The 12,603-nt window shown below is 41.0% G+C and carries 9 protein-coding genes and 1 tRNA gene; 7 read left to right on the top strand and 3 right to left on the bottom strand.

The genetic code is table 11. The features are described from left to right. Positions 1 to 8: 8 nt before the first annotated feature. Positions 9 to 1,118: a YjgN family protein gene (locus AN389_RS16445; RefSeq protein WP_055020285.1), complete on the bottom strand. Its 1,110-nt coding sequence runs from the start codon at positions 1,116 to 1,118 to the stop codon at positions 9 to 11. Between the two features lie 162 nt (positions 1,119 to 1,280). On the opposite strand from AN389_RS16445, the gene AN389_RS16440 reads away from it, so the two are divergent. The 7 genes from AN389_RS16440 (at position 1,281) to msrB (ending at position 10,097) form a co-directional block, all read left to right on the top strand. Next, entirely contained in the window at positions 1,281 to 2,012 is a 732-nt protein-coding gene (locus AN389_RS16440) for an RNA methyltransferase (RefSeq protein ID WP_055018779.1), read from the top strand. Positions 2,013 to 2,079: 67 nt separating this feature from the next. Further along, the gene (locus AN389_RS16435) at positions 2,080 to 5,475 is read left to right on the top strand and encodes an AAA family ATPase (RefSeq protein ID WP_055020274.1); all 3,396 of its coding nucleotides are present in this window, start codon (positions 2,080 to 2,082) and stop codon (positions 5,473 to 5,475) included. A gap of 72 nt (positions 5,476 to 5,547) precedes the next feature. Next, entirely contained in the window at positions 5,548 to 6,303 is a 756-nt protein-coding gene (zipA, locus tag AN389_RS16430) for a cell division protein ZipA (protein WP_055016492.1), read from the top strand. A 72-nt stretch (positions 6,304 to 6,375) separates the two neighbouring features. Beyond that, complete coding sequence (gene ligA, locus AN389_RS16425; RefSeq protein WP_055020273.1) at positions 6,376 to 8,394, top strand: NAD-dependent DNA ligase LigA; 2,019 nt, start codon at positions 6,376 to 6,378, stop codon at positions 8,392 to 8,394. A gap of 9 nt (positions 8,395 to 8,403) precedes the next feature. Continuing rightward, on the top strand, positions 8,404 to 8,910 hold the full coding sequence (locus AN389_RS16420; protein ID WP_055020272.1) for a DUF2919 domain-containing protein: 507 nt from the start codon (positions 8,404 to 8,406) through the stop codon (positions 8,908 to 8,910). 11 nt (positions 8,911 to 8,921) lie between these two features. Further along, positions 8,922 to 9,362 (top strand): hypothetical protein, encoded by a 441-nt coding sequence (locus AN389_RS16415; protein ID WP_055018776.1) that lies wholly within the window; start codon positions 8,922 to 8,924, stop codon positions 9,360 to 9,362. 294 nt (positions 9,363 to 9,656) lie between these two features. After that, positions 9,657 to 10,097, top strand: coding sequence for a peptide-methionine (R)-S-oxide reductase MsrB (msrB, locus tag AN389_RS16410; RefSeq protein WP_004588868.1), 441 nt, complete (start codon positions 9,657 to 9,659; stop codon positions 10,095 to 10,097). 4 nt (positions 10,098 to 10,101) lie between these two features. On the opposite strand, the gene AN389_RS16405 is transcribed toward msrB, so the two are convergent. Next, positions 10,102 to 11,748, bottom strand: a complete 1,647-nt coding sequence (locus tag AN389_RS16405) for a tetratricopeptide repeat-containing response regulator (protein ID WP_055018775.1) — start codon at positions 11,746 to 11,748, stop codon at positions 10,102 to 10,104. A 774-nt stretch (positions 11,749 to 12,522) separates the two neighbouring features. Beyond that, positions 12,523 to 12,598: transfer RNA gene (locus AN389_RS16400), tRNA-Val, on the bottom strand. Positions 12,599 to 12,603 lie beyond the last annotated feature (5 nt).

Here is a 12,603-nt window from a genome sequence, read left to right as displayed (position 1 = left end):
ATTAGCTCTTAGGTTAGCGATAGGTCAATATCAAATACATTGGCCGCTTCTTCGGCAAATGATGACTGCTCTTGCTGTGTACTATCAACCAAGTTTAGGGCGCTTGGGTAAATACTAACGGTTGTAACCTCGGCAAGCATTCTTGATGTGCGTACTTTGGTCCACGGGTAGGCAAGCCCAAGAGTAAACGCAATGGCTAGCATATTAGTTAACAGTAATATGGCAAAAGGAATAGGCCTCAGCTCTGATTTAAAAGATGCTACGTCTTCAAATTGGCTGTTATCAAAAATATGATTACGAATAGCCGCAGCCCACACAGCGGTGACTATGGCAATCATAAATACATAAGCAATCATTAACCCACCAAACATAATGCCCATTTTGGCTGGATCTTGTGCAGCTTGTTGGTTTTCTGCATTCATTAAATCAAGGCCAAACAAGCCCAAAACAGCCATAAAAACCACCATAGTGATAGAGCTCACCACAAAACAAATAAGCGCTGTTAAGTAGTAGGTTTCACCTTTTAGGTTTACGGTTAATGGCGTATCACCGTAGCTAATATTGCTGTGTATGTACGTGTCGATACGTTTTAAAACATACGGCATTAATAAATAAAGGGTAAAAATGCTGGCGATAGGTAACAGTATAAAATTAATGAAGGCTTCGCCGTAATCGCCTTTAAATGCAAAGCGTACATTACGATGGCGGGTCATACGCATATTAAAACGCAGGCCTTGGTTAATTATCCACGGCATTAAAAAGATAAAAGCAACCGCAAAAAGTAAACCTACAAAAGGAAAAAAGCTGCTACCAAAGGAGTAAATTAAAAATACAATAACCGCTAAAATACGGCCTTTTAAAATTTGCATCGGGGTGGCTAAGTAGTCAAAGCTGTGGCCGTCAATGCGGGTGTGGCCATAAAAGTAACGCATTGTGCGCACTTTTGCCCAAGCCGAATAAATACCTAAAGTAAGCACGCTCAGTAAAATATTAACAATCCAAATACCAAAAAATTCACCGCCTTTGCCGCTAAACTGTACTTGACCGCTAAAAATAGGGGCAGCAGGCTCACTTACTGCAGGGGTGGTTTCTGGGGAAGTAGGGTGTATTGATTCCATTAAAATATTATCCATGTTGTTTTTTTGTTAATTTACCTAAATTTGGCGCAAAGCTCAATCTTTAAAAGCCTTACAGCCTGCAATGGCACTGCTTTTAATATATGTGGTGCTGCACTTTAAATCATCTCTGGTATACTAGGGGGATAATTTTATGGGGCTGTTATGATTTCAAAAAACCAACTCAAGCTTATTCGCCAACTTGGCCAGAAAAAGTACAGAAAACAATATAATCAATACCTTGTACAAGGTGAAAAAAACGTACTTGAGTTGTTAAACAGCCCATTAAAGGCGGTTGATATATTTGCAACACAAGCGTTTATAAATACTCATCAAAACCACTTCCCACATGTAAATTTTACGCCAGCAGAGGAAGAGTCGCTGACTAAAGCCAGTACCTTAGTAAGTAACAACGCGGCCATTGCCGTGGTTGATATGCCAAAGGCTGATTTACCTGATAACAACGGTTTAATATTGGCGCTTGATGGAGTTTCTGACCCTGGTAATTTAGGCACTATTATTAGAGTTGCCGATTGGTATGGCATTAAACATATAGTAACAAGTACCGATAGTGCCGATGCTTACAACCCTAAAACAATTAGCGCGACTATGGGTTCATTTGTCAGAGTATCGGTAAGCCAAGTAGAGCTACCTGAATACTTACAATCATTAAATATGCCTATTTATGGGGCATTTTTAGATGGGCAAAGCGTACATACAACAGACTTTAGCGCAAAGGGTGTATTGCTTATGGGCAGTGAGTCACATGGCATACGCGAGCAGTGTGCAAAATTAGTAAGCGATAAAATAACCATACCGGCTTTTGGTGAGGCAGAGTCACTTAATGTGGCAATGGCCACAGGTATTATTTTAGATAACTTTAAACGCCAAGCTTAACTTTTTAACTGTTTATGAGTTAAATTGTTTGTAAGTAATAACAATAATAATCGGTAATAACAATAAGATGCGCTTAAGCACTATTAAATTAGCGGGCTTTAAATCGTTTGTAGAGCCCACTAAAATTCCATTTCCAGATCAAATGACGTGTGTTGTTGGGCCTAACGGCTGTGGCAAATCAAACGTGATTGACGCTGTGCGATGGGTGCTTGGTGAAAGCTCAGCTAAAAACTTACGTGGCGATGCCATGACCGATGTTATTTTTAATGGATCAACTAATCGTAAACCTATCTCGCAAGCGTCAGTAGAGCTTATTTTTGATAACACCCAAGGTGATTTGCCTAATACATTTGCCGACAGAAACCAAATAGCAATTAAGCGTTTAGTAACACGCGATGGTCAATCGTTATACTTTTTAAATGGGAGCAAATGCCGTAAGCGCGATATTACCGATATATTTTTAGGCACTGGGCTTGGTCCGCGTAGTTACGCAATTATAGAGCAAGGGATGATCTCGCGTTTAATCGAGAGCAAACCTCAAGAGCTGCGCGTATTTTTAGAAGAAGCCGCCGGTGTGTCTAAATACAAAGAGCGCCGCCGCGACACCCAAACCCGCATTAAAAGTACCCGCGAAAACCTAGAGCGTTTGCTCGATGTGCGTAAAGAACTGCAAACTCAGCTTGATAAACTCGCTTTACAGTCAGTTGATGCGAAAAAATACCGCGATTTAAAAGCGCAAGAGCGTACCTTAAAAGGCCAAGTGGCTGTATTAAAATGGCAAAAACTGCATCAACAACAGCTTGAAAAAAGTGAGCAAATTAAAAAGCTTAATGAGCAAATCGCCTTTTTTAAAACGGCCCACTCAGGCCATGACGATGTGCTTGCAAGCCTAGAGGCTCAAGTAAATGCAGAGCAAGATGCGCTTAACGATGCGCAGCACCAACAACACGTTACCCACACAGAGTTGACTCGCGCTGAACAGCAACACATTAATATTAAACAGCAAATGCAAACACTTAAGCAAAGTATGGTTAAGCTTGAGCAGCGAAAGCTGCAAAGTGAAGCGCTAAAAACACAGCAGCAAAACGTATGTGAGCAGTTAGCTGTGAGCCACCAAGAGATAATTGAATACGGCTTAGAGTGCAGCGAGCAAGTTGAAGAGCTTACCCTTACACTTGCAGATTTAGCGGATGAAAAAAATAAGCACACAGCCGCGTGGCAAAGCCTAAATCAACAACAGCACGCGCTTAATAATAAAGTACAGGCGCAGCAAAGTAGTGTTAAGCAAACAGAGCAATCATTAGCCCATGTAAACGCACAGCTTAGCCAGCTAAATAGCCAAATTGATGATATTAAAAGTAGCCAATTAGAGCAGCAACTAGCCGAGCAACAAAAATACAAACAAACCCTAACTCATGAGCTTGCTAGTAAGCAAACGGCGCAAACACAGTGCAACGCAGCGCTTAAAGAGCAAACCGATTTAGTGAATGACGCTGAGCAACAGCATCAGCAAAGCGTGCAGCACGTTAATGAGCTAAAAGCGCGCATTGCTGGACTTAAAAGCAGTTTAGGGATTGAAGATGATAATAAGCAGCACACTTTATTTGATCAATTAGAAGTAAAACCAGGGTTTGAACATATAGTTGAACAGGCACTACAAACGCTTGAGCACCTAAACGTAGCGGATGTGCAAAGCAACAATAGTGTGTGGCCTCACAAAAGTGAAATACCAGTTAATAGCGTTGCGGCGTTGATTACTGAGGGTGTTTATCCCGATTTATTGACCCGTATTGCGTACAGCGAAAACGCTGACTTAGCTGCATTAAACGATACATTCTATATTGCGGTTATGGATAAGAGCGGTGCTTTACATGCTCGAAACTGGCACCGCAGCCCAGACAAAAATGCCGAAAACTCACAACTTTTAAAACACACACAGTTAAAGCAAAAAACAGCGAGCTTAGTAGAGGCCGAAAATACACTTGCAAGAGACGTTGAGCAGCTTAATGCGCTAAAAACACAGCAGCAAAAGCTGAATGATGAATTAGCGGTTCTTAAAAACGCAATTCATCAATTAGCACAAAACATTGCCGTGGCCACTACGCGCAGCGACATGTTAAAAGAGCAAGTAGCGCAGTTTTTACAGCAACTAGAAAAGTACCAGCAACAAAAGCGTGCATTAACCACTGAGCAATCACAATTATTAAAAACACGCGATGAGCACAACACTGCGCTTGGAGTATTACATCAAAAGCAAAGTGTTTTAGCTGACGAACTGGCAAGGGCCGACGCCGCTTGCACACGCAGTAATACAGCATACAGCCAAGCTGCAGCGACACTTGAGCAATATAAAACACAAGCGCATCAAGCCACGTTAAAAGAGCAAAAAGCACACAGTGAGTGGCAGCTTAGTCAAACAAAGCTTAATCATGCTGAGCAAGCGCTCATTAGTGCGCAAGAAGAAGCGCAAGAGCTACAAGCGCAAATGGAAGCGTTACTAATACCTGAGCAAGAGCTCACTGAGCAAATAGCACAGCTTTTAATAAAACATCAGCAAGGTGAAGCGAGCTTAGATGTGTTACAAAAAAAGCTTAATGAGGCAAAGCAAACACTTATAAGCAAGCAAGCGAGTCTTAAGCACTCTCAAGGTGAGTTGGTGGCTTTGCAAGAACACCATCAAACGCTAAGCATTGAAGAGCAAAGCCTAATTATAAAAGCGCAGGCAGCACTTGAGCCGCTTGAAGAATTAAAGCAAAGTTTAAAAAGTGTTTTAGATACACTGCCTGATTCACTGAGTTTAAATGCAGCGCAAAATCAGATCAGTGGGCTTGTGCATCAACTAGATAAGCTAGGTCCGGTTAATTTAGCCGCAATAGATGAGTTTGAACAAGCTAAAGAGCGCAGTGATTACCTTAATAATCAACTTGAGGATTTAACCAAAGCGTTAAATACACTTGAAGGGGCGATACGTAAAATAGACAGCGAAACCAAAACACGCTTTAAAGCTACCTTCGATCAAGTAAACAAAGACTTTGCCGAGCTATTTCCAAAAGTATTTGGCGGTGGTAGCGCGTATTTAGAATTAACCAGTGACGATTTACTCGAAAGTGGTGTTAGTATAATGGCACAGCCGCCAGGCAAGAAAAATTCGACAATTCATCTGTTAAGTGGTGGAGAAAAAGCGCTGAGCGCATTATCATTAGTGTTTTCTATATTCAGGCTCAATCCAGCTCCATTCTGTATGCTGGATGAAGTAGATGCGCCGCTTGATGATGCTAACGTGGTACGCTTTTGCCGTTTGGTTGAAGAAATGTCACAATCGGTGCAGTTTATTTATATTAGTCATAACAAAATTGCGATGGAAATGGCAGGGCGTTTAACTGGCGTTACTATGGCAGAGCCAGGCGTATCACGCATGGTAGCAGTAGATATAGAACAAGCAGTGCAACTTGCACATACATAACAGTTTAATTTAAGCGTATTAGTGTTAATTAATACACGGGTTTAGGCATAACAAATAATAAAAGGTGAGGGGATGGCCGAAGAACTAAGATTGGTTTTAATTGTGATCAGTGTACTTGTCATAGGTGGCTTATTAGTACATGGTTTATGGTCAGTTAGAAAAAAAGACAGCCCAGAGGTAGCGCCTTCAGAGCGGGTTGAGCCAATGCAAGATACACCTTCGCATACACCTGTTGAACCTAAAGAGCCGGTTGTTGCCCAGCGAGATGAGCCGCAATTTGGCGAGCTAAACTTTGATGCAAACGAGCCGCAAATAGATACTAGTGTGGCGCAAACACCCATTGAAGATGACCTGCAAGTAGTCCAAGAGCCAGAGCTAGAACCAGAGCCAGAGAGCGAAAAAGAAGCGCCAGCAGATGTGTCTGACTTTGTTATTGTGCATATTCAAATGCCTGAGGGGCTAAGCATGCAAGGCAGTAAGTTATTGCCTGCAGTAAATACCTTAGGATTTAAATATTCAGAAGAAGGCTTTTTTAATCGCCACATAGACCCAGCAGGGCAAGGTCCAGTGTTATTTAGATTAGTAAATATGTATAACCCAGGTACGTTTGACATTGATAATATGGAACAATTTAGCACCGCAGGGGTTAGCTTATTTATGACTTTACCTTGTGAAAGCGATGGGCTTGCAGCGTTTAATATGTTACATAGCGCAGCTAAGAAAATTGCCGATGAATTTGGTGCACAAATTTTAGATGCCGAGCGTGAAGAAATGACTGTTGAGCGCGTTCGTCAATATGTTGAGCAGGTTCGTGCATTTTCTGCGTAATTTATACGCGTACATTATTTTTATTAAGCCACTTACCTAAAAGTGGCTTTTTTTATGTTTTTTGAGGTTTAAATGTCTAGCAGCATTAGTGAGCAAATTAATCATCTTCGTAGTACGTTAGAGCAACACAACTACAATTATTATGTCCTTGATACACCCAGTATTCCTGATGCAGAATACGATAGACTATTGCGCGAGTTAAGTGCCCTTGAAAGAGAAAATCCAGAATTTTTAACGCCTGATTCGCCTACTCAAAAGGTAGGAGGCGCAGCGCTGAGTAAATTTGAACAAGTAGCTCACCAAGTGCCCATGCTATCGCTTGATAACGCCTTTAGTGAAGAAGAATTTAGCGCTTTTAACCGCCGTATTAAAGAGCGTTTAATGAGCCAAGATGAGCTCACTTTTTGTTGTGAGCCTAAATTAGATGGCTTGGCTGTGTCGATTATTTACCGTGATGGTGTGCTTGTTCAGGCAGCAACGCGTGGCGATGGATTTACCGGCGAGAATATTACACAAAATGTAAAAACAATCCGAAATGTGCCTCTTAAGCTGCGTGGCGATTACCCTGCAGAGCTTGAAGTACGTGGCGAAGTATTTATGGATAGCGCTGGGTTTGAAAAACTAAACAGCGAAGCCGAAAAACGTGGCGAAAAAGTATTTGTTAACCCGCGAAATGCAGCCGCAGGTAGCCTACGCCAGCTTGATTCAAAAATTACTGCTAAACGCCCGCTAATGTTTTATGCATACAGCACCGGGCTGGTGGCTGAGGGTACAATCCCTGAGGATCACTACCAACAATTGGCAAAATTAACTGATTGGGGTTTACCGCTGTGTCCAGAAACAAAGTTAGTAGAAGGCACACAAGCGGCTTTAGATTACTACAGCGATATCTTAACGCGCAGAAGCGAGCTGAAATATGAAATTGATGGTGTAGTAATAAAAATAAATCAAAAAGCCTTACAAGAGCGTTTAGGGTTTGTTGCACGTGCACCGCGCTGGGCCATTGCTTATAAGTTTCCTGCGCAAGAAGAAATAACCCAGTTACTTGATGTTGAGTTTCAGGTTGGACGCACAGGTGCTATAACACCCGTAGCGCGTTTAGAGCCTGTATTTGTAGGCGGTGTTACGGTATCAAATGCAACGCTTCACAACGGCGATGAAATAGCCCGCTTAGGTGTAAAGGTAGGCGATACAGTAATTATACGCCGCGCTGGCGATGTTATTCCGCAAATTACACAAGTAGTGCTAGAGCGCCGTCCAGATGATGCACGCGACATTGTATTTCCTGCCAGTTGCCCTATTTGTGACTCACACGTTGAAAAAGTAGAAGGCGAGGCCGTGGCTCGTTGTACCGGTGGCTTAGTGTGCCAAGCTCAGCGTAAACAAGCGATAAAGCATTTTGCATCACGCAAAGCGCTTGATATAGATGGCTTAGGCGACAAAATAGTTGATCAGCTGGTTGATAGAGAGCTGGTAAAAACCCCCGCAGATTTATTTATATTAAAACAAGGTCACTTTGAGTCACTTGAGCGTATGGGCCCTAAGTCGGCTAAAAACTTAGTGGATGCGCTTGAGGTTGCAAAAACAACGACGCTTGCAAAGTTTTTGTATTCGCTGGGTATTCGTGAGGTTGGTGAGGCCACAGCGCAAAACTTAGCAAATCATTTTTTAACACTTGAAAAGGTAACCCACGCCAGTGTTGAAAGCCTTACGCAAGTGAGCGATGTAGGCGTTATTGTAGCAACGCATGTTCGTGGCTTTTTTGATGAGCAACACAATTTAGATGTGGTTAATGCTTTAATCGAACACGGCATTAATTGGCCAGCGCTAACGCCGCCTTCAGAGGATGAACAACCTTTAGCTGGGTTAACCTATGTATTAACAGGCACGCTTAATACTTTAAATCGAAACGATGCTAAAGCACGCTTACAGCAGTTAGGTGCAAAAGTAGCTGGTAGTGTGTCGGCTAAAACAGATGCATTAGTGGCGGGCGAAAAAGCCGGCTCTAAATTAACTAAAGCACAAGATTTAGCTATAGGCATACTTAGCGAAGACGACTTAATTGCACTGTTTGATAAGTACAATGCTTAGGGTAATAAAATGAGCCAATATGGACCCGAGTATTGGGATAAATACGGTAGTTACCGTACGCCAATTGCATTTCACCTAAGTTTATTGGTGTTACTACGGGCGTATTTTATTTGGGTTATAGCGGCGCTGAGTCGTCGCCCTGAACTTGATTTAATGTCGTTATTTTTTAAATCTAAAAACGATTTTTTTATCGCAATTTTAATTGGTGCTATTGCGATTGTGCCCACTTTTTTATTTTGCTTAAGACGCCCGCGGGACTCGCACCAACAAAGCGCGCGTTTAGCGATGGCATGGCGTTACATGCGCTGGCCGTTACTTGTGTGCGCAATAACCGACTTAAGCTGGTTAACAATACAAGCAGCACATAGTCATTACCGGTTTTCACTGTTTTTAGCTGTGCAAATGGTAATTGTGTTTTGGGTAATGTGGTACTTGGCAAAGAGTCGTTATTTAAAGGTGTTTTTTAACGATTGGCCAGAGCCTACCGAAAAAGCAGATGATAAAAACGCTAAATAAAAGGGAGCCAAATGGATAACATTAATAAAAAAATTGCCCTTGTAGTGCTTGGTATTGGCATTATTTTAGGTGCTTTGGTGCTGTTTACATCGTTAACTGATCATATTTGGTTTTCTGCCGTAATAGGGTTATGGTTATTTGTATTTTGTTCGTGTTGTTACAGGCTGACACCCGCCTTTAAAAAGCGCAATACGCTTGATAATTTTATTCAGCGCGATGCACAGCACTTAATGTTATTTAGTTTGGCAGGTTTTTTTGATAAAAAATTTGGCCCGCAATGGCTTGTTATTGGCAACATTGAACATATAGAAAGTAAGAACGATGAGCTTATTATTCATAGCAATAACGAGCGACAATTTAGTGTAAGTTTACCCGCACAAAAAAATGACATAGACGCCTATATGAAGCGCATACTTTCAGATCACGAAAAGCAAACTATTCGCTTTAGTTAGGGTCTGTTGAACTTTGTGGATTAAAGTTTGTTCAAGCTAGGGGCTATTTAATCGCGGCGCGAGGTTTGTAACCTAGTGGGCTAAGTAAAAGCTGAGCAACAAAGAGTAAATAGCCCCTAGGAAGAACCCATTGGGCAGCGCCTGTTTGGCATTAATGCTACGTTATCGCCCAATTATGGGGAATAACTACACTGCATAGGCTCTGCCTTGCCTAAATACCAAACAGATTGCTGCAAATTTAACCTTAAAAGAACAACAGGCCCTAATCACTTATTAATACCGAAGGAGGCTATTATGCTTACTTGGAATGATGTTATAAATTTTGCCAATAATGGCAACCCTACGCCACGCGAAAAGGTTGTAAAAACAGACGCGCAATGGCAGGCAATGCTAAGTGATGAGCAATATTATGTGACACGTAAAAAGGGCACAGAACGCCCACATAGCTCTCAAAGTTGTACATTATTGGAACCAGGTAAATATGCATGTGTTTGCTGCGATAATTTACTTTTTGATGCCGATGAAAAGTTTGATAGCGGCACAGGTTGGCCATCATTTACGCAGCCTGCAACTGTCGATGCAATTGGTTATGTGAACGATTTAAGCCATGGTATGCAGCGCGTTGAAGTGGTGTGTAATGTGTGTGATGCACACTTAGGTCATATTTTTCCTGATGGCCCAGCACCGTCGGGTTTGCGCTACTGTGTAAATGCCGCTGCAATGAAAAAGCTCTAGGGTTTTATTTACTTAAGTTTTGTATATCGAGTTTCATTTCTTTTGCCATATGCAAAATTTTATCTAATCGCTGTGACTGATCTGGTTGCAAGGTAGCATTACTCAAAAGGGCGTAACACTTTTTGGCAAGAACTAAGTTAAAAGTGCCGCCTTTTTGTTTTGTTGAATCAAATAAACACTGTAATAAATTAAGAGCAATGCTTGGGTTGCGCGGCATTACTCTAAATGCTTGCGTAAACGCCTCTAACGCTGTATTTAATTGCCCTTTATTAAACTGCGTTACTGCATGGTTGTTAAGCTCTTTCGGACCCATTTTAATATCGCGACGCTCACTTTGCTGCTGTTGAATGTAACGCAAGTAAGTCATATCGCTCATATTGGGGTGGCGTTCACAGTGGCTAATTATTTGGCTGAATAAGGCTTGTGCTTTTTGGTGAAAACCCAGTTCGTGAAACGCTTTTGCTTTATCAAGCGCCCCATCTACAGAGCGTATTAACGTATCGTCATCATCGAGCTGCTCAATAAGACGCTTTGCTTTTTGGTGCTCGTCTTTTAAATAGTGCAAACGGGCATTGAGTACATCAATTTGAGATTGATTTGCGTTATTAGGAAACTGCTTTTTTAAATCATTGATATATTTATTAGTTTGGCGCGAAATACGTTGTATTTGATCTGTTTGATCGGTTGTTAGCGCAAAGTCTATACCGGCACGGGCAGCATTGAGATAAATATCGGGGCTGTCGTGAATAGAATGACGCGCGTAGCTGGCTATGTCTTTTTGGGTTAAATAGCTTTTTTCGTAATCATGGTTTACTAACGAAACATTGCTTAACGATTTTTGTCTTTGAATATTACGGGGTGCAATATCCACTGCTTGGCTTAAAAAATCTTGTGCTAGCTCAAATTGGTTTAATTTTATTTCTAACCGGCCAAGTAAATCTAAAGCAACTAAACGTGTCTCATGACGTTCAAGCATGGTTTTTAACATACGTTGAGCCAGTATATGCTCATTGTTAGCAATCAACGCTTCTACTAAACCCACTTTGGCCCAGGCAAATTTTTGTATATCTAGCACCGAGGTAAAAAAGTCTTTAGCTTCTTCACTGCGGTTTAACCTAAGCAACGCATCACCTTTTAAGCGCAGTAGAATAGGACTATATATATTGTTTTTTTTATTTAAAGCGGCATCGATTACTTTGATAGCTTTAGAGTCGTTGCCATCATCTATTAAAGTATAAATACTCTGTAGCTCATTTTTACGTTTTAAAATACGCTCAATCCGCGTTTTTAACTCTTGTACTGTAAATGGCTTTACTAAGAAATCGTCGGGTTGAAGCTCTAAAACGCTATGTACTAGCGCACCGCTGGTTTCTGCAGAAATAAAAATAAACGCGGTGGAGTTTTTTATCAGTTGTTTAACTCTGAGTTCTTCGTAGAGTTGGTAGCCGTCTTGGTGTTTGCTTAAATTAAACGAACATACAATTAAATCAAATTGCTCCGCCAAACATTGCTCTTTTGCTGCAATTGCATGATCGGCAAAGTACAACTGCCGAAAGCCAAGCCTTTCTAGCGACTGTTTCATATAGCTTTGAGCGAGAGGCTGCTCTTCCACTATCAGTATTTTGGCTTTGGCGTAGATCTTAGTTGGCATTGGCTTGAATGTTGTTTGATTTATCACAGACTATAATCAACAGTTTAGCTGCTTACAAGGGAATTTAACTATTAGCCGAGGTTATTAGAAGATTAAGTTATTTTCATACGTTTAGATGGCTTCATATTATCTTGGCCTTAGCGATTTAAAACCATTGCTTAATTAATAGGTAAAAAGCAGCTCTAAATAATAGTTAAAATAATCTAGGTTTTTTTGGAGTGTTTATACGTGGTGGGTGATATTGGACTTGAACCAGTGGCACTCGCCTTTATTTGTAAAGGACGGCGATGCTCTCTTTTTTTACAACTGGATTAATTACCCAAATAGGATTTTTATAATAATTATTCAGAAGAGTTTAGATGCTTTAGAAGTGTTTATATGTGGTGGGTGATTACTTGGCTTGATACCGGTAACCCTCGCCTTTATTTGTAAAGGGTGGCGATGCTCTCTTTTTCTTATAACTGAGTTAATTACCTTTATATAATTTTATAGGGTACAGATTAATCGTTTTGCAAAAAACAAACTAAGAGTGATATTTTTGGAAGTTTTTAGCTTAGGTATTTTGAAGTGTTTATATGTGGTGGGTGATTACTTGGCTTGAACCAGTGACCCTCGCCATTATTTGTAAAGGGCGGCGATGCTCTCTTTTTCTTATAACTGAGTTAATTACCTTTATATAATTTTATAGCGTATAGATTAATCGTTTTGCAAAAGACAAATCAAGAGTGATATTTATGGAAGTTTTTAACTTAGGTATTTTGAAGTGTTTATATGTGGTGGGTGATACTGGACTTGAACCAGTGACCCTCGCCTTGTAAGGGCGATGCTCTCCCAACTGAGCTAATCACCCACATA

The organism is Pseudoalteromonas sp. P1-7a, assembly GCF_001401855.1.
In the GTDB taxonomy this organism is placed as follows: domain Bacteria; phylum Pseudomonadota; class Gammaproteobacteria; order Enterobacterales; family Alteromonadaceae; genus Pseudoalteromonas.
The sequence above is the reverse complement of the archived record's forward strand: the minus strand, read 5'-3'. Positions and strand labels throughout refer to the sequence as shown.

What these genes read in the sequence shown, in the direction of transcription:
- AN389_RS16445 (WP_055020285.1), bottom strand. Translation starts at nt 1,118, where the DNA reads ATGGAATCAATACACCCTACTTCCCCAGAAACCACCCCTGCAGTAAGT.
- AN389_RS16440 (WP_055018779.1), top strand. Translation starts at nt 1,281, where the DNA reads ATGATTTCAAAAAACCAACTCAAGCTTATTCGCCAACTTGGCCAGAAA.
- AN389_RS16435 (WP_055020274.1), top strand. Translation starts at nt 2,080, where the DNA reads ATGCGCTTAAGCACTATTAAATTAGCGGGCTTTAAATCGTTTGTAGAG.
- zipA (WP_055016492.1), top strand. Translation starts at nt 5,548, where the DNA reads ATGGCCGAAGAACTAAGATTGGTTTTAATTGTGATCAGTGTACTTGTC.
- ligA (WP_055020273.1), top strand. Translation starts at nt 6,376, where the DNA reads ATGTCTAGCAGCATTAGTGAGCAAATTAATCATCTTCGTAGTACGTTA.
- AN389_RS16420 (WP_055020272.1), top strand. Translation starts at nt 8,404, where the DNA reads ATGAGCCAATATGGACCCGAGTATTGGGATAAATACGGTAGTTACCGT.
- AN389_RS16415 (WP_055018776.1), top strand. Translation starts at nt 8,922, where the DNA reads ATGGATAACATTAATAAAAAAATTGCCCTTGTAGTGCTTGGTATTGGC.
- msrB (WP_004588868.1), top strand. Translation starts at nt 9,657, where the DNA reads ATGCTTACTTGGAATGATGTTATAAATTTTGCCAATAATGGCAACCCT.
- AN389_RS16405 (WP_055018775.1), bottom strand. Translation starts at nt 11,748, where the DNA reads ATGCCAACTAAGATCTACGCCAAAGCCAAAATACTGATAGTGGAAGAG.